Source organism: Clostridium taeniosporum, from assembly GCF_001735765.2.
Classification (GTDB): domain Bacteria; phylum Bacillota; class Clostridia; order Clostridiales; family Clostridiaceae; genus Clostridium; species Clostridium taeniosporum.
Genome location: NZ_CP017253.2, coordinates 1645183 through 1663493 on the forward strand (window position 1 = coordinate 1645183; position 18311 = coordinate 1663493).

General features: G+C 25.2%; 19 protein-coding genes. 12 read left to right on the forward strand and 7 right to left on the reverse strand.

What is annotated here, in order from left to right; all coding sequences use genetic code 11:
- Positions 1-39: 39 nt before the first annotated feature.
- The 10 genes from BGI42_RS07645 to miaB all read left to right on the forward strand — a co-directional run bounded on the left by BGI42_RS07645 (position 40) and on the right by miaB (position 10597).
- Complete coding sequence (locus BGI42_RS07645; RefSeq protein ID WP_069679756.1) at positions 40-1095, forward strand: NAD(P)-dependent alcohol dehydrogenase; 1056 nt, start codon at positions 40-42, stop codon at positions 1093-1095.
- Positions 1096-1267: 172 nt separating this feature from the next.
- Positions 1268-2464, forward strand: a complete 1197-nt coding sequence (locus BGI42_RS07650; RefSeq protein WP_069679757.1) for an Mbeg1-like protein — start codon at positions 1268-1270, stop codon at positions 2462-2464.
- Between the two features lie 331 nt (positions 2465-2795).
- Positions 2796-3440, forward strand: a complete 645-nt coding sequence (locus BGI42_RS07660; protein ID WP_069679759.1) for a pentapeptide repeat-containing protein — start codon at positions 2796-2798, stop codon at positions 3438-3440.
- A gap of 75 nt (positions 3441-3515) precedes the next feature.
- Positions 3516-3743 (forward strand): DUF1653 domain-containing protein, encoded by a 228-nt coding sequence (locus BGI42_RS07665; protein WP_069681049.1) that lies wholly within the window; start codon positions 3516-3518, stop codon positions 3741-3743.
- 137 nt (positions 3744-3880) lie between these two features.
- A complete protein-coding gene (locus BGI42_RS07670) occupies positions 3881-5101 on the forward strand; it encodes a BaiN/RdsA family NAD(P)/FAD-dependent oxidoreductase (RefSeq protein WP_069679760.1) in 1221 nt (406 codons plus the stop codon).
- 95 nt (positions 5102-5196) lie between these two features.
- Positions 5197-5859, forward strand: coding sequence for a (d)CMP kinase (gene cmk / locus BGI42_RS07675; RefSeq protein ID WP_069679761.1), 663 nt, complete (start codon positions 5197-5199; stop codon positions 5857-5859).
- 20 nt (positions 5860-5879) lie between these two features.
- Positions 5880-7787, forward strand: a complete 1908-nt coding sequence (locus tag BGI42_RS07680) for a bifunctional 4-hydroxy-3-methylbut-2-enyl diphosphate reductase/30S ribosomal protein S1 (protein WP_069679762.1) — start codon at positions 5880-5882, stop codon at positions 7785-7787.
- A gap of 144 nt (positions 7788-7931) precedes the next feature.
- A complete protein-coding gene (locus BGI42_RS07685; protein ID WP_069679763.1) occupies positions 7932-8807 on the forward strand; it encodes a GNAT family N-acetyltransferase in 876 nt (291 codons plus the stop codon).
- 17 nt (positions 8808-8824) lie between these two features.
- Positions 8825-9103 (forward strand): hypothetical protein, encoded by a 279-nt coding sequence (locus tag BGI42_RS07690; RefSeq protein ID WP_069679764.1) that lies wholly within the window; start codon positions 8825-8827, stop codon positions 9101-9103.
- Positions 9104-9232: 129 nt separating this feature from the next.
- The gene (miaB, locus tag BGI42_RS07695; protein WP_069679765.1) at positions 9233-10597 is read left to right on the forward strand and encodes a tRNA (N6-isopentenyl adenosine(37)-C2)-methylthiotransferase MiaB; all 1365 of its coding nucleotides are present in this window, start codon (positions 9233-9235) and stop codon (positions 10595-10597) included.
- Positions 10598-10942: 345 nt separating this feature from the next.
- On the opposite strand, the gene ybaK is transcribed toward miaB, so the two are convergent.
- Positions 10943-11422 carry a Cys-tRNA(Pro) deacylase gene (gene ybaK / locus BGI42_RS07700; protein ID WP_069679766.1) on the reverse strand — a complete coding sequence of 160 codons (480 nt, stop codon included), beginning with the start codon at positions 11420-11422 and terminating at the stop codon, positions 10943-10945.
- A 611-nt stretch (positions 11423-12033) separates the two neighbouring features.
- Here ybaK and BGI42_RS07705 point away from each other — a divergent pair.
- On the forward strand, positions 12034-13023 hold the full coding sequence (locus BGI42_RS07705) for a tyrosine recombinase XerC (protein WP_069679767.1): 990 nt from the start codon (positions 12034-12036) through the stop codon (positions 13021-13023).
- A gap of 115 nt (positions 13024-13138) precedes the next feature.
- On the opposite strand, the gene BGI42_RS07710 is transcribed toward BGI42_RS07705, so the two are convergent.
- The 3 genes from BGI42_RS07710 to BGI42_RS07720 all read right to left on the reverse strand — a co-directional run bounded on the left by BGI42_RS07710 (position 13139) and on the right by BGI42_RS07720 (position 14846).
- Positions 13139-13684, reverse strand: coding sequence for a YtxH domain-containing protein (locus BGI42_RS07710; RefSeq protein WP_069679768.1), 546 nt, complete (start codon positions 13682-13684; stop codon positions 13139-13141).
- A gap of 163 nt (positions 13685-13847) precedes the next feature.
- Positions 13848-14339, reverse strand: coding sequence for a hypothetical protein (locus tag BGI42_RS07715; protein WP_069679769.1), 492 nt, complete (start codon positions 14337-14339; stop codon positions 13848-13850).
- Positions 14340-14408: 69 nt separating this feature from the next.
- On the reverse strand, positions 14409-14846 hold the full coding sequence (locus BGI42_RS07720) for a hypothetical protein (protein ID WP_069679770.1): 438 nt from the start codon (positions 14844-14846) through the stop codon (positions 14409-14411).
- Positions 14847-15014: 168 nt separating this feature from the next.
- Between BGI42_RS07720 and lexA the strand changes: the two genes are divergently transcribed.
- A complete protein-coding gene (gene lexA, locus BGI42_RS07725; protein ID WP_105165906.1) occupies positions 15015-15620 on the forward strand; it encodes a transcriptional repressor LexA in 606 nt (201 codons plus the stop codon).
- A 112-nt stretch (positions 15621-15732) separates the two neighbouring features.
- Here lexA and BGI42_RS07730 read toward each other — a convergent pair whose 3' ends face one another.
- From BGI42_RS07730 to miaA, 3 genes are all read right to left on the reverse strand, one after another.
- A complete protein-coding gene (locus tag BGI42_RS07730) occupies positions 15733-17022 on the reverse strand; it encodes a methionine gamma-lyase family protein (RefSeq protein ID WP_069679771.1) in 1290 nt (429 codons plus the stop codon).
- 75 nt (positions 17023-17097) lie between these two features.
- Positions 17098-17331 carry an RNA chaperone Hfq gene (gene hfq / locus BGI42_RS07735; protein WP_069679772.1) on the reverse strand — a complete coding sequence of 78 codons (234 nt, stop codon included), beginning with the start codon at positions 17329-17331 and terminating at the stop codon, positions 17098-17100.
- A 48-nt stretch (positions 17332-17379) separates the two neighbouring features.
- On the reverse strand, positions 17380-18309 hold the full coding sequence (gene miaA / locus BGI42_RS07740; protein ID WP_069679773.1) for a tRNA (adenosine(37)-N6)-dimethylallyltransferase MiaA: 930 nt from the start codon (positions 18307-18309) through the stop codon (positions 17380-17382).
- Positions 18310-18311 lie beyond the last annotated feature (2 nt).

Below are 18311 nucleotides of genomic sequence, written 5' to 3' on the forward strand. Positions count from 1 at the left end.
AATAATAAACAAATTAATAGATATTAGGGGGATTTTACTATGAAAGGTTTTGCTATGTTAAGTATTAATAATGTGGGATGGATTGAAAAAGATAAGCCAGTTGCAGGTCCGTATGATGCCATTGTACGTCCATTAGCTGTGTCACCATGTACTTCAGATATTCATACTGTTTTTGAAGGAGCACTTGGAAATAGACATAATATGATTTTAGGTCATGAAGCTGTAGGCGAAATTGTTGAAATTGGAAGTGAAGTTAAGGAATTTAAAGTTGGCGATAGAGTAATAGTACCTTGTACCACTCCTGATTGGAGATCTTTAGAAGTTCAAGCTGGATTTCAACAACATTCAAATGGCATGCTTGCTGGATGGAAATTCTCAAACTTTAAAGATGGAGTTTTTGCAGAATATTTTCATGTAAATGATGCTGATATGAATTTAGCTCTTTTACCAAAAGAAATACCTCTTGAGAGTGCTGTTATGATAACGGATATGATGACTACTGGTTTTCATGGAGCTGAATTAGCTGATATACAAATGGGTTCTAGTGTTGTAGTAATAGGAATTGGAGCAGTTGGATTAATGGGAATAGCAGGTGCTAAACTACGAGGAGCAGGTAGAATTATTGGCGTAGGAAGTAGACCTGTTTGTGTTGAAGCAGCTAAATTTTATGGAGCAACTGATATTGTAAATTATAAAAATGGTGATATAGTTAAACAAATTATGAATTTAACAAATGGAAAAGGGGTAGATCGTGTTATTATGGCAGGCGGTGGTTCCGAAACTCTATCTCAAGCAATATCCATGCTTAAGCCTGGAGGAGTTGTTTCAAATATTAATTATCATGGAAGCGGAGATACCTTACCAGTGCCACGTGTTGAATGGGGCTGTGGAATGGCTCATAAAACTATAAGAGGAGGTCTTTGTCCAGGTGGACGTCTAAGAGCAGAAATGTTAAGAGATTTAGTAATATATAATCGTGTTGATTTAAGTAGATTAGTTACACATGTATATAATGGTTTTGAACATATAGAAGATGCACTTTTATTAATGAAGGATAAGCCAAAAGATTTTATTAAAGCAGTAGTTTTATTATAAAAAGATTTCTACTAAAATATTACTGGAAATTAAAGTTTTCAGTAATATTTTTTTATTTTAAAAGATAATAGATATTATTAAATTATGTTTAAATTAAGTGCACTATTTTTATTGTTAATTAATATATTAAAATTATTATATATTTTAAATCACTTTTTATGGAGGATAAACAATGTCTCATTTAAATAATAGTGAATTATTACTATTATCTAATTTAATATATCTTAAACTTAATACATTTAATTATAATACTATTAGAAAACTTGTGAAATCACTGTTATATAAAAATAACTTAAATAAAGCTATTATAACTAATGGTGAATGTGGAGAAGCTGTAAACAAGAAAGAATGGTTATTAATCTTAAAACAAATACAAAAAAATAATAAGCTAAGTAGCTTAAAGATTGAAAATATAGAAGTTGATAATAATGGTTTAAAAACTGCTTGCTTTATTGATAATTATGATAATGTTTATGTTGTATTTAGAGGAACTAAAACAATAGAAGAGTGGGAGGATAATGGCGAAGGAGCTTATATGTCTGATACACCAGAACAAATAAGTGCACTAAATTATATAAATAATCTTAAATATATAAATATTACAGTCACAGGTCATTCCAAAGGTGGGAATAAAGCTAAATATGTTGCACTTTTATCTGATAAAGTAGATAGATGTGTATCTTTTGATGGACAAGGCTTTTCAAATAAATTTATTGATAAATATTATAAAAAAATAAATGAAAATAAAGATAAAATATTATCTATTAGTGCTAAGTATGATTATGTAAATTGTCTTCTTAACTCTGTAAATGAAGAGAAGGTATATATAAATACACCAATTGAAAAAAATCCATTATATTATCATAAAGCTAACATAATGCTAGATAATGCAGGTACATTAAGAGAAGAAACCACTCCATGTTCATTTGTAAAAATAATAAATAAATTTTCTACATCACTAATATCTGAACTGCCAGAGCGACATAAAAGTTTTGCTATAAATAGTTTAACTGATATTGTTGAACTTATTTTATGTGACAAGGACTTAGATAAAAATTTATTACAATTTGCAAAAGGAATAATAATATTATTAGAATATACGAAGCACTATAATTTAAAATTAGAAATAAATTTAGCATATAATCTGCTTAAAAGCTTAAGTGTACCATTTGTATATTGGAATGATTTTATAAAAATTGAAGAAAGTAATTCTGAAATAATATTAAATAATACCTTATTAGAAATTAAAAATAATGAAGATAGTATAATTTTTAAACTAAAAAAATTGGGATTAGAAGGAGAAAAAATAGCTACTATTATTCAAAATGCTACTAACAATTTAATACTTGACTTTCAAAATGTTAATTAAAATACATTATTAATTAAAAAAATTCTAAAGTCGTAGATTTCAGTCTTTTAGATTTGAAATTTATATGAATTTATTTACAGTAAAAAATAATCCATATCATTAATTTAATTACAGGGATTATTTTTTATTATATACATGCTTTTTCTATTTAATCTAAAAATATTGTGCTATAATGAAAAACAAGTTTTTATTAAAAAGAAAGCAAATAAATTTAGAATAATAGATTTTGCAAGTAAAATTAGAGAAGATCTTAATTTTATAATAAAAATAGGAAAAGAAAATCCGAAATGCAGAAAAACATATATGAAATATAAGAAAATGAGGGATTAATATGTCTATTTTAAATGAGTTATTACAACCTAAGTTATTAGATATTTTAGAGGATGATATAAATATTGAATATGAACTAATTAATGAAAAAGATATGTCAGATAATTTAATTGAAAATCATAAATTAGATTGTATAAATGAAGAGAGAATAGAAATAAACAGGTGTAAATTTGTAAATGTTATATTTAATGAATGTTCTTTCAAAAATATAAGTTTGCTAGATGTTGTATTTGAAAATTGTAATTTATCTAATATAGATTTTTCTGATGGAAGTATCCATAGAGTTGAATTTAAAAAGTGTAAGTTAACAGGAAGTAATTTTGATGGATGCAATATGCAAAATGTGCTTTTTAAAGAATGTATAGGTAAGTATTCTAATTTTTCATATTCTAAAATGAAACTAATAAATTTTGATGAGTGTAATATGGAAAGTGGAATTTTCTTAGAATGTAATTTTAATAAGATAGCTTTTAATAGTTGTAATTTAATATTAAGTGAGTTTACAAATACTTCTTTAAAAGGGATAGATTTTACTAACAGCGATATATCATCAATTATATTAACTGGAAAAGAATTAAATGGTGTTATAGTATCACCTATTCAAGCTTTAGAATTTTCTAAACTACTTGGAATTATTATCAAGTAGAGCTCTAAAATATGTTAATATATGAAGTGTACTATTTATTTAGAAGAAGAAAAAACTTAATAAGGAGAATTTATGATTAGAGAATTAAAAAAAGGCATTTACAGACATTTTAAAGGAAAAGAATATCAGGTTATAGATATAGCAATACATAGTGAAACGAGAGAAAAATATATTGTATATAAAGCACTTTATGGAGATTTTAAAACTTTTATTAGACCATATGATATGTTTATGAGTAAAGTTGATAAAGAGAAATATCCTGAAGTAATTCAAGAATATAGATTTGAATATATACATGATTAAATGAAAATTAATCGTAAATATCTATACTATATATTAAATTAATCATATATTGTATAATTTAAATTAGACAATTTTTAAAATTGATACTATAATGCAATATTTATAAATATTATTTAATTAAGGAGCTGATTTTTTTAATGAGCAAAGTTATTGTTATTGGAGCAGGTCCAGCAGGAATGATGGCTGCAATAACAGCTGCAAAAGAAAATAAAGTATTACTGCTAGATGGAAATGAAAGATTGGGAAAAAAACTATTTATTACAGGAAAAGGTAGATGTAATGTTACAAATGCAAAGGATATTTCTGAGTTTTTTGATTATATACCTGGTAACTCACATTTCTTGTATAGCGCATTATATACATTTACTAATGAAGATACTATGAGTTTTTTTTCTAATGAAGGAATTAAATTAAAAGTTGAGAGAGGAGATAGAGTATTTCCAGAGTCAGATAAATCATCTGATATAATTAGAGGTCTATCAAATGCATTAAGTAGAACAGATGTAAAAATAAGATTAAATTCTAAGGTTACTGATATAAAATGTAAAAATAATAAAATAATAGGAATTGAGATAAATAAAAATGAAGTTTTAAAGGCAGATTACTATATTATAGCTACTGGAGGAGCATCTTATCCTCTTACTGGATCAAGGGGAGAAGGACAAGGATTTGCTAAAAAATTAGGTCATAGTATAATTCCATTAAAGCCAGCACTTGTTCCTATGGTTGTGAAAGATTCTAAAACAAAAGATATTATGGGATTAGCACTTAAAAATGTAGAAATAACAATAAAAGAAAATGATAAAAAAGTTGTATATAAAAACTTTGGGGAAATGTTATTTACTCATTTTGGTGTATCAGGACCTATTATATTAAGTGGAAGCCGATTTATAGAAGATAATAAAAAGTATATATTACATATAGATCTTAAACCATCATTGAATTTAGGTGAGTTAGACAAAAGAGTGCAAAAAGATTTTAATAAATATTTAAATAAAGATTTTAAAAATTCTTTAAATGAGTTATTACCTCAAAAATTAATTCCAATAATAATAGAGAGATCTAATATACCTGAAGATAAAAAAGTTAATGAAATAACTAAAGAGGAAAGAAGAACATTAGTAAATCTTCTTAAAGACTTATCGTTTGAGTTAGATGGATTAAGACCTCTTGCAGAAGGGATAGTTACAAAAGGTGGAGTTGATGTTAAGGAAATTGATCCATCCACAATGAAATCTAAAATTATAGATAATCTTTCTTTTTGTGGAGAAGTAATTGATATAGACGCTTTTACAGGTGGATATAATGTGCAAATAGCATTTTCTACTGGAGTAATTGCTGGAAGTCATATTAAATAGTAAGTTAAATATTTCTTGTTTGAAATACTAAAAAATTATATAATCTTATTAAAGGTTTTTATTTAATATAAGATTTTTAGAAAAGAGGAATTGTTTTGAAAATAGCAGTAGCAATAGATGGTCCGGCTGGAGCTGGAAAAAGTACAATAGCAAAATTAGTAGGTAAAGAATTTAATTTAATGTATATAAATACTGGTGCTATGTATAGAACTGTAGCATTAAAATGTAAAGAAAATAATATATCTGAAAATGATGTAGAAAAAATTTGTTTATTAATAGATACTATGGAAATGCACTTTGAAAATGATGATTTATTTTTAAATAATGAAAATATTCAAAGTAAAATAACTTTACCTGAAATAAGTAGTATTGTTTCTTCATATGCATCTATACCTGAAGTGAGAAATAAACTTGTTAAACTTCAAAGAGATATGTCAAATAAATTTGATGTCATAATGGATGGAAGAGATATTGGTACAGTAGTGCTTAAAAATTCTAAGTTTAAATTTTTCTTAACTGCTACTCCAGAAGAAAGAGCAAATAGAAGATTTAAAGAACTTAAAGATAGAAATATTGAGTGTTTATATGATGATATATTAAAAGATATTATAGAAAGAGATTATAAAGATACTAATAGAAAAGTTGATCCATTAAAAAAAGCAGATGATGCAATTGAAATAGATACTACTGGTTTAAATATAGTTCAAGTTACAGAAAAAATTAATTCTTATATTAGAGAAAAAATTAAAAATATTTAAATCTTTAGGAGAATAAACTAATGAAAGAAATAATTTTAGCGCAAAACGCTGGATTTTGTTTTGGAGTAAAAAGAGCTGTTGATGAAGCTATTAAGATACAAAAACAAGAAAGCAGAAAGATATATACTTTAGGTCCATTAATACATAATAATGATGTTGTAAAATTTCTAGAAAAAAATAATATATATTCTATAGATTTAGAAAATATAAATACTTTAAATAAAGATGATGTTATTGTTATAAGATCTCATGGAGTGTCTAAAGAAGTATTAGATCTTTTAAAGCAAAATCAATTAAAAATTATGGACGCTACTTGTCCTTTTGTAACCAATATACAAAAAAAAGTAAATAAATATTATAAGCTAGGATATACTATAATAATACTTGGAGATGCTAATCATCCAGAAGTTGTTGGGATAAATGGTTGGTGTAATAATGAAGCTATAATTTCTAGAAATGGTGAAATTGAAGAAGAGGGATTTTCTAAAGTATGTTTAGTATCACAAACAACAGAAAAAGCTACTAATTGGGAAAGATTATTAAAAAATATATCTACAAAAGCTAAAGAAGTTTTAGCTTTTAATACAATATGTGCAGCTACAGATGTAAGACAAAAAAGCACTAATAAATTATCAAAAGAAGTAGATACTATGATAGTAATTGGTGGTAAAAATAGTTCTAATACAACTAAATTATATCAGATTTCAAAACAAAATTGTAATAATACTATACACATAGAAAATGTTAATGAGTTACCTGAAAAATTTATAAATAATAATATAAATAAAATAGGTATTACAGCTGGTGCATCTACGCCAGATTGGATTATTAAGGAGGTAATTGGAATTATGAATAATACAGAAAATATTAAAAATTATGATCAATTATCATTAATGAATGAACTTGATAGAAGGTTTGTAATTGGTGATGAGATAGAAGGAGAAATACTTTCAAAAACTAGAGATGCTATTATAGTTTCACTTGTTGGATATAAGATAGATGGGGTTATTCCTTTTAATGAATTAACTTCAAATGAAGATGTAGAAAGTGTATTAGAAAATCTTAATGTAGGAGATAGTATAAAAGCTAAAGTTATAAAACTTCAAAATTCTGATGGATATGTTGTTTTATCAAGACTTGAATACGAAAGAGAAGAAGCGTATAAAGAACTTAATGAATTATTTAATGAAGGGAAAACTTTAAATGTTAAAATTAAAGAAGCTTCAGAAAATGGACTAGTTGCTTATCATAAAGGAGTAAGAATATTTATACCAGCATCTCAAATAGATGTTAAGTTCACTAAAGATAAATCTCAATATATCAATCAAATATTAGAAGTTAAATTAATTGATTATTCTACAGAACAACCTAAAAAAGTTATTGCATCTAGAAGAGTTCTATTAGAAGTTATTAAAGAAGCAGAAGAAGAAAAAGCTTGGGAAAGTTTAAATGTTGGAGATGTAATAAACGCTGAAGTAAAAAGATTTACTAGTTTTGGAGCATTTTTAGATGTTAATGGAATAGATGGATTATTACATTTGTCTCAAATTTCTTGGAATCATGTTAAAAATATTGAAGATATATTAAAAAAAGGTGAATTTATAGAAGTTAAGATAATAGCTCTTGATAAAGAAAATAAAAAGTTATCTTTATCAAGAAAAGAATTACTTCCAAAACCATGGGAAAATGTGAAAGAAAAATATCCAGAAGGTTCAATAGTTTTAGGTAAAGTTGTAAGAATTAATGATTTTGGAGCTTTTGTAGAATTAGAACCTGGTGTTGATGGTTTAGTTCATATTTCAAAAATTTCATATAATAGAATATCTCATCCATCAGAAGTACTTAGTGTTGGTGAAGAAGTTAAAGCTAAGATATTAGAAGTTGATGAAGAAAATAAAAGAGTAAGTTTAAGTATAAAAGATATTTAATAAAATATGTATACAATAAAAAGAATCCCAATATAATTTATATAGGGGTTCTTTTTATTGCAAAAAATAACTTCTGTTAAATACCATTAATTGACTAAGTATTTTTTTAATACTATACTTTATTTAGTAGAAGTGAGGAGTTTTATGTTTATAATAGAAAAATTATCATTTAAAAATTTAAAATATTTAGAAATGTTACAACAAGAGGCAAATAATAAATATATGAATGATAAAGATTTTTTTGAATTATACAATAAAAAATCATTTATTAGTAAATATAGAAAGAGAAGAGAAATAAAACTTTTTAAATATGAAAATGAATATATAGGTTATTTATGGATACAATATCCATTAACAGAAGTTATAAAAATTAATTCATTATATATAAATGAGAAACATATAGATTGGCTATCTAATGAATTATTTCATATTTTTAAAGGAAAAACATTAAGTTTTGATGTAGTTGATAGTAAATTAACTTATGATATAATGAATAAACTAAATTTTAAAACAATTAAATCTACCTCGTTAATGAAAATGCAAATATCTAAATGTAAATTTAAATTTAATAAAAATGTTAATTTTAAGATTTTCACTAAAAAACAAGATGAAAATTTAAGATGTTTTATCCAAAATTCTGTATTTCAAGATAATGAAAGAGTTCCATTAGTTCCATATGATATAAAACAGGAAGAGCAAGAGGATTATTATATAAATGATTTATGCGTTTTTATAATGCTTGGAAATGTAGCGATAGGATATGGACAAGTTATCGCAAAAAAAGATTTTTACACAATAGTTAATGTAGGAATATTAGAAGAATATAGGAAAAAAGGTTATGGAGAAATGCTTATAAAATATTTGATTTATTTATGTAGTAAGAGACATATCTCATGTATTGCAATAAATGTTGAAGTAGAAAATTATAAAGCTATGAATTTGTATAAAAAAATAGGTTTTGAAGAATATAGAAGAGTGACTACATGGGAAAATAAACTATACAGTAATTTAAAATCATAATTATAGGGTGGGATAATATGAGTTATAAATTAATTTGGAAACATGATAAAGGATTAGTATATGGAAATAAAAATTATTTTAAAAGTAAATTAGAATTTCTTAATACTGTTAAAAAAGAGCACAAAAAAATAACGGAATATGATTGTTATGTAGATAATATAACATTAAAAGTTTATGTTATAACTAAGGATGGTCTTGATAAAAACACTTTTGTACCTATTTCAGATACAGATATAAATATAGAAACAATGTATTGTGGTAATTTTTATACTTTAGAAGGTTTAAGTGGTAATTAAGATCAAATAAAATATATAATAATATTTTATTTAACTTAACACTACTGTATATTCAAGCATAGTCTTTTAATTATGAAAATTATTTGATATAATACAGAAGTATAATTTAAAAAACTTGGAGGAATACTAATGCAATTTGATATAGACATTTTAAAACAAAATAAAATAGATAAAAAACAATTCTTCTTTATTGAAACTTGGGGTTGTCAAATGAATGAAGAAGATTCGGAAAAACTTTCAGGAATGCTTAAATCTCAAGGATATGAGGAAACTGATAACAGAGATGACGCCTCAATTGTAATTTTTAATACTTGTTGTGTAAGAGAAAATGCTGAAAATAAAGTTTTCGGTAACCTTGGAAGGTTAAAGAAGCAAAAAGAAAAAAATCCCAATCTAATAATCGCTCTATGTGGATGTATGATGCAACAAAAAGGTATGGCAGATGAAATATTACGTAGATTTCCTTATGTAGATATAATTTTTGGAACTCATAATGCATATAAATTTCCAGAATATTTACATAGAGTCCAAGTAGAAGGAGTTCAAATTAAAGAGATTTTAGATAAAGAAACTGAAATTGTAGAGGGAGTTCCAATCGATAGAAAAAGCAATGTAAAAGCTTTTGTTACTATAATGTATGGATGTAATAATTTTTGTACATATTGTGTAGTTCCATATGTTAGAGGAAGAGAGAGAAGTAGAAAGCCAGAAGACATAGAAAACGAAATAAAAGAATTAGTAGCTATTGGTTACAAAGAAATTACTTTGCTTGGACAAAATGTAAACTCTTATGGTAAAGGTCTTGAAGAGGAAATTACTTTTGCACAACTTTTAAGAAGAATAAATGAAATAGAAGGTCTTGAAAGAATAAGATTTATGACATCTCACCCTAAAGATTTAACTTTAGATGTTATATATGCTATACGAGATTGTGATAAACTTTGTGAACAAGTACATTTACCAGTACAAAGTGGTAGTGATAAAATATTGCAAACAATGAATAGACATTATAATAGAGAACAATATTTACAATTAGCAAAAAAGATAAGAGAAGAAATTCCAGATGTAACATTTTCAACTGATATAATAGTTGGCTTTCCTGGAGAAACAGAAGAAGATTTTCAAGAAACTCTTAGCTTAGTAAAAGAAGTTAAATATGATGCTGCATTTACATTTATATATTCAAGAAGAAATCACACACCAGCAGATAAAATGGAAAATCAAATACCTGATGATATTAAACACAATAGATTTAATAGACTTGTAGAAGTAGTTAATGAAGGAATAGTTGCTGGAAATAAAGCTTCTGAAGGAAAAATATATGAAGTTTTAGTTGAAGGAACTAGTAAAAATGATGAAAATAAATTAACAGGTAGAACAAGAAATGCTAAGCTTGTTAATTTTGACGGCTGTAAAGAAATGATTGGTAAACTTGTTAAAGTTAAAATAGTTGAAGCTAAATCATTTTCTTTAGTAGGAGAAGTTGTAGAGTAGGAAAGTAGTATTAATAAACTAATTAAGATTAATTGTTATAAATCTTAATTAGTTTATTTTTATGTTTAAAATTAGGTTGATTTTAGATTGATTAAAGTATAATATTTTACAAATTTTAAGCTTCAATATATATTTAAAATTAATTTAATTATGGCTTTAGATAATGAATTAATATAATTTGTTTTAAATTAATTCTTATTAGAACATAATCTGAATTTGTAAAATATATTTAAAAAGTGCTATTTTTACGACGGTAGAACATATGTTCTATAGCTGCAAAAATAGCACTTTTAACTATCAATTCCTGAATTTAAAATGATAATTTGATTATAACGTTAAAGAATACTATTTAATTAATTCTATAAATGTACAATTGATCACATTTTCCAGATCTTTAGGATTCATTTCAATTTGAGAACCAATTTTTCCTCCACTAAATACTATTGTTTCATAATTTAAAGCTGTATTATGGATAAATGTCTTAAAAGGTTTTTTCATTCCTATAGGAGAACAACCACCCCTTATGTATCCAGTTATTTTATTTATATCTTTAACATGAATCATTTCAATATTTTTTTCTTCAGCAGCTTTAGCAGCTTTTTTCATATCTAATTCCTGTGCAACCGGAACAACATAAACATAAAATTCTTTAGAATGTCCTTGTGTAACTAAAGTTTTGAAAACTTGATTTTCATCTTTATTTATTTTATGGGCCACAGCTACACCGTCTATTTTTCCATCTTTATTTTGATAACTATAAGTAGTGTAATTTATTTTCTTACTATCCAAAATTCTCATAGCATTAGTTTTAGTTTCTTTAGCCATAACTTTTTCTCCTTTAATTAATAAAAAATTCATTATTATTATATATTATAATGGATTTTTATCCAAATTCTTATTTAACATCTATTTCAAAACCACGATTTGAAAAAATAACAAAAGTAGAAATACTAGAATTAATTTATTTTCAAATTCTAAATTTCATACAAATAGACTTGCGTTCTATGTGTAAAAATTAGTAAGAAGTAGTATTGAAATTTAATTTCTTATTAATGAAGAATAAAATTGTAAAATAATTGCCAATTAATTCTACAATAGCTATGGATAATAATTATTAATAAGGATTGTTCATATTTAGTTGGATTTATTTAAGTATAGGGTTTTATAAAATAAGTGCATAAAACTTAGTATATTTGTCTATAATTTAAAGGAAATATTTTTTTATTCATTAAATTCAAGATATTATTTAATGAATAAATTTAAATCAAGGTTAAAATTTTGCAAAAAAAATCATTATTATTATAAAAAAATGCTCATTTTTATTTCGGGAAATATACATTTCCCGAAATAATTGATTAAAAATTCATTTATTGGTATAATATATTTAAATCTTATAGAAATAGATTTAAATTAAAATAAATGATGGTGATAAAAATATGAATTATGATATTGATTTTTTCCAAAACAATGATTTACCCGATTCTGTAATAGATTTTTTAAATTACTTAGAAACCATAAAAAATAAATCTGGTAATACAATTACTGCTTATAAAAAAGATTTAACAATATTCTTTAGATTTATGAAATTATATAGAGGGCTTGTTAAAGATAAAAAAATAGAATTTGAAGATATAAATATTACAGATATAGACGATGAATTTTTAAAAACAATAAAATTAAGAGATTTATATGCATTTATGTCCTTTATAGAAAAATATAGAAATAATAGTGCTTATGCTAGAGCTAGAAAAGTTGCTACTTTGAAATCATATTTTAAGTTTTTGCAAGGAAAAGCTAAATTAATTATGGACAACCCTACAACAGAACTGGAATCCCCCAAAATAAATAAGAGGCATCCTGTATATTTAACATTAGATCAAAGTATACATTTACTATCTTCATTAGACAAAAATAATAAAAATTATGCCAGAGATTATTGTATATTAACACTATTCTTAAATTGTGGGATGCGTTTATCTGAATTGTGTGGAATATATATTGAAAAAATCAGAAATGATACTTTAACTATTATAGGTAAAGGTAATAAAGAACGTACTGTTTATCTTAATGAAGCGTGTTTAAAATCAATTGAAAATTATATGAAAGTTCGAGATGACTCAAAAGCATTACCAGAAAATAAAAAGTTTTTATTTTTATCTTCTCATAATAAACCAATAAACCAAAGAACTGTTGAAATAATGATTAAAAAACATATTAAAAATGCTGGTTTGACAGATGGAAAATATACTCCCCATAAATTAAGACATACTGCTGCTACCCTTATGTATAAATATGGCGATGTAGATATAAGAAGCCTTCAAAATATATTAGGGCATGAAAATATTTCAACAACTCAAATTTATACTCATATAGATGATGAAACATTAAGAGATGCTGTTAAATCAAATCCATTATCAAAATTATAATTACTACTCTCCTATTTTTAACTTATAAAAATCTCTATTATTATGAATTGTATAATAATAGAGATTTCAACTCATAAATCACTTTACATAATATTTATAGTGTAACTATATCTTATTATCTTATGGGTTCACCTAAAGTATCTTTGAATTGTTTAACATATGCAGGATCATTTCCTTCATATACAACTAATGTATTTCCTTTTCTATAATAATATGGTTTACGAGTGTAATCTGCTGTTGAACCTTCTATTGTCATTCCGTTTTCTGATATTCTCTTTATATCTTCATTAGCTTTGTTAATATCTTCATATTCATACACTCGTACATAATCATTTCCCACCATGTAATCAGTTTCTTTTCCACTAAAATAATTTTTTTCATTTCCAGTTACAGCATCCTTAAGTTCCTGTCCGGCATTTACTATATCATCTTTAAAATTTATTGCTGTATATTTTATACTTTCACCAGCATTCTTTGTTGTGTCTTTGACATCATTTCCTAGATCTTCAACATCCTCTTTAACATTTTCTCCTGTTTCTTCCATGTTATTTTTTTCGTTATTATTAACATTATCAGAAGTATTATTAGGTCCACATCCTACAAACATTGAACATGAGATTAATGTAGATAATAATAACGCTAAAATTGATTTTCTTTTCATAAATTTTACACCTCATTTCTAATTAATCTTTCTAATTTAGTTTGCCAAAAACAACTTAATATATTCATTTAACATACATTTTAACCATAATAAATATTATGTAAAGTAAACAATAAAAAAGATAAAATAACTTTAAACATAAGTTATTTTATCTTTTAGATATTTATATAAACAATGTTCCAAATGATTTATTAAAGTAATTTAAATTATCAGCATCGTTTCCTTCATATCGTATAAGTAATTTCCCTTGCTTATAATAATGGGATATACTAGAAAATTCATCTTCTATTCCAATTTTTTTTGATTGAGAAAGTGTGATTATATCTTCATGTAAACTATTGCGGTTATTATATTGATATACATATACTTTATCATTTCCAATACTATAAGAAGTTGCTATTGTTGATCTAGATAAATTATCTTCCACTGAATAATTAGTAATATCATATCCTGAATTTTTTAAATTATCTATAAATTTAGCTGTATCAAAATGGAATTCTTGACCAACTTCATTAATTCCTTCGTTTATTTTACTTGAAGCATTTTTATAAGTATTATTTGATGCTCCGTTATTTAAGTTATTACATCCAATCATAAACATTGATGTGGATAAAAATGTCATTGCTAATAATGTTAAAATGAATCTATTTTTCATATAAATTACACCTCTTTTTCACAACTATTTCATTAATAGTTTGTGTTAAAAAGGCCTATATATTCATATTTATGCTTTGTTTTTAAATTTTCTTACTCCAGGATATATTTCTTCTGTGAGTTCTTCTATATTATCATCATTAAATAATTCATTATCATCTAAGTATTCAATATGATCAAAAGCATCTTCATATTCTACTTCTTCATTATTATTAATACTAAACTCTTCTGAATTTAATCCATTAGATGATATAAATTTAGAATAAGCGTCTTTTAAATCTAAGTTACGTTCTTCCATTTCTTCTAATTGTTCTTCACTAAGAGATGATTTTAAATTATTAACAAATTCTTTCTCCAATAATTTGTTTTCATCTTTTGTTTTTGCAATATCTTCTATTTTTATAGCTTTAATATCTACTCCATCTATTTCTAAACATTTACCACAGTTATCACATATTTTATTTTCATATATATCGCAATAATCATCATCAGTATATTTATTTTTCATATTAAGCACCCTCATTTCTATTATGAAATTGTCATTATATTATATCAAAACCAGGAATTTAAATCAAATAAAATTTATAAATATAACAATTAGAACATACAGAACATAAGTTTGTTATATTATAAAACCTATGTTATAATAACTATAGGATAGAGAGGTGTAATATCAATGATAGAAAGCAAAGATAGACAAACAGAAATATATGAATTTTTAAAAGTATATATAGAAAATAAGGGATATCCACCTTCAGTAAGAGAAATATGTGAGGCCGTTTCATTAAGATCAACTTCTACGGTACATGGTCATTTAAAGAGACTGGAAAAGAAAGGTCTAATTAGAAGAGATCCAACAAAACCAAGAGCATTAGAAATTGTTAAAAGTGATAGTGAAAAAAAAGAAATGATAAATATTCCTATAGTAGGTAAAATTACTGCTGGGATGCCTATACTTGCAAGTGAAAATATAGAAGATTCTTTTCCTATACCTCTTGATTACATAAAACATGATAATGAGCTGTTCATGTTGAGAGTATCTGGCGAAAGTATGGTTAATGCAGGAATACGAGATAATGACTTAGCAATTATTGAAAGCTGTCAAACTGCATTAAATGGAGATATAGTTGTTGCATTAATAGATGAAGAAGCAACAATAAAAAGATTTTTTAGAGAAAAAGATCATATAAGATTACAACCTGAAAATGACTCTATGGATCCTATAATAGTTGATGATTGTTCTATTTTAGGTAAATTAGTAGGAATATTTAGAGCTTATTAATAAAAATAAAAAAAATTGATTAAAGGTTTAATAAAACAAGCTGAAATATAAGTAAAATTTAATATTTCAGCTTGTTTTATTGTTAAAATATCTTTTATTAATTAATAGATACTTATTTTATCTCTAATACTCTACTCAAAGCTATCAAAATTCCTATTTTACCATGATCAAAGTTTAATCCACCCTGCATATATGCAATATAAGGTTCCCTTATTGGACCATCTGCAGATAATTCTATTGTTGAACCAGATATAAATGCTCCTGCAGCCATTATTATTTCATTATCATACCCTGGCATAGCCCAAGGTTCACATACAGCAAAAGCATCAATTGGTGAGGCTGCCTGAATTCCATTACAAAATTGAATTAATTTCTTTGGATCTCCAAATTCTATAGCTTGTATTATATCTGTTCTTTTATCAGTTGATGCTGGGAATCCTTTAAATCCAGCAAGTTCCATAGTTTTTGCACAGAATATAGCTGTTTTTACAGCTTCAATAGAGACATGTGGTGCTGAAAATAAACCTTGATACAAGCTCCTCATAAGACCATAAGTAGCTCCATATTCCCCACCTATTCCGGGTACAGTAAATCTATAAGATGCTTGTTCAACATATTCTTTTTTACCTACTATGTATCCACCACCTGGAGAAATACCTCCACCTATATTTTTCATAAGAGATCCGGCCATAAGATCTGCCCCTACTTCTGTTGGTTCAATAGTTTCTATAAATTCTCCATAACAATTATCTACAAATATTAAAACGTCATCTCTTACTTCTCTTATACATTTTATTACTTCTTCAATTTCTGAAATTAAAAAAGATTTTCTTGAAGCATATCCTGTACTTCTTTGAATGTGTATTAATTTTATATCATTATCATTTTTTAAAACTTCTTTGATTTTATCAAATTGGAATTTCCCATTTTTATCTAAATCAATAACATCTGTTTTTACATTATATTCATCTAAAGAACCTTTAGTTTTTTTATTAGCAAGTCCTAATACCCCTAAAAGTGTATCATAAGGCATTCCAGAAGCACAAAGTATTTTATCACCAGGTCTTACATTTCCCATTATAGCAGCACCAATAGCGTGAGTACCACTTACAAAATTATGTCTAACCAATCCAGCTTCTGCTTGAAATATTTTAGCATATACTCTATCTAAAGTATCTCTTCCAAAGTCATCAAGTCCGTATCCGGTGGTATTAGTAAAATGTGATTCACTTATTCTCTCTTCTTGAAATGCTTTTAGTACTTTAAGTTGATTAAATTCTCTTATTTCATCATACTCTTTAAAAATATATTCTGTTTCTTTTAGAGCTTGTTTATATAATTTAAATGCTTCCTCACGAACATTATAATTATTGATTAGAAATTCTTCTGTTTTTTTTAACATTTTTATATATTCTCCTCCTAGGTGTTATAAATATATTTTCTCAAAAATAAATAGGCAATTAATTGCCTATTTATTTTAGTTTTCATTATCTACAAATAAAATTGGTTTTGCTGGAGTTACAGTAGTTATTGAATGTTTATATATAAGCATTTGTTTATTATCACAATCTAAAATAACAGTAAAACTATCAAACCCTTTTACAGTTCCATTTAATTGAAAGCCATTTGAAAGATATATTGTTACAGGTATCTTATTCTTTCTAGCATTGTTTAAAAATATGTCTTGTAGATTATTTTGTTGCTTATTCATAAAACCATATTTACCTCCATTTTTTATTCTCTTTATATTATTATAAACCTAGTTATTTGTTATGTCATCAACAATTTTACTTAATATTTCCTCATCAGATAAAAGATCTTTATCTAAGAAAATACATCTAGGATCTCTTCTAAACCAAGTCAATTGTCTTTTAGCATAATTCCTTGAACCTTGCTTTATTAAATTTATAGCTTCTTCTAATGATATTTTTTTATCTAAATAATAAAGTATTTCTTTATAGCCTATACCTTGCATCGATTGCATATTTGCAGTATATCCAAGTTTTTTTAGTTCTATACATTCATCAATAAGTCCTTTTTCTATCATTATGTCTACCCTTTTGTTAATTCTATTATATAATTTTTCTCTATCCATAGTTAATACATAATAGTGTATATCATAATCTGTTTTATAAAAGTCATTTCCTACGTTATAAGAACTAAATGGCTTTCCAGTAAGTTTATATACTTCTAATGCCCTTATTACTCTTTTTCTGTTATTAGGATGTATTTCCTTATAACTTATTTCATCTATTTCTTTAAGCATTTCATGAATATAGTTATTACCATTTACCTCTGCTAATGATTCCAAATAAGTTCTGTATTCTTCATCTTTTTCAGCTTCTGTAAAAGTAACATTGCATGTTAAAGAATTTATATATAATCCAGTACCTCCAACTATCATAGGAAGCTTTTTTTTATTTATAATTTCTTTTAAAGCTTTTTCTCCTCTATTTTTAAAATCTGCAACTGAAAATTCTTCTTCTGGTGAAAGGATATCTATCATATGATGTTTTACATCTCTCATCTCTTCTTTTGTAACCTTAGCAGAACCTATATCCATATTTGCATATATTTGCATTGAATCTGCTGATATTATCTCTCCATTTAATTTTTCAGCAAGTTTTATTGAAAGTTCTGTCTTTCCTACAGCTGTAGGTCCTCCAAGAACTAAAATCTTTTGTTTCATTA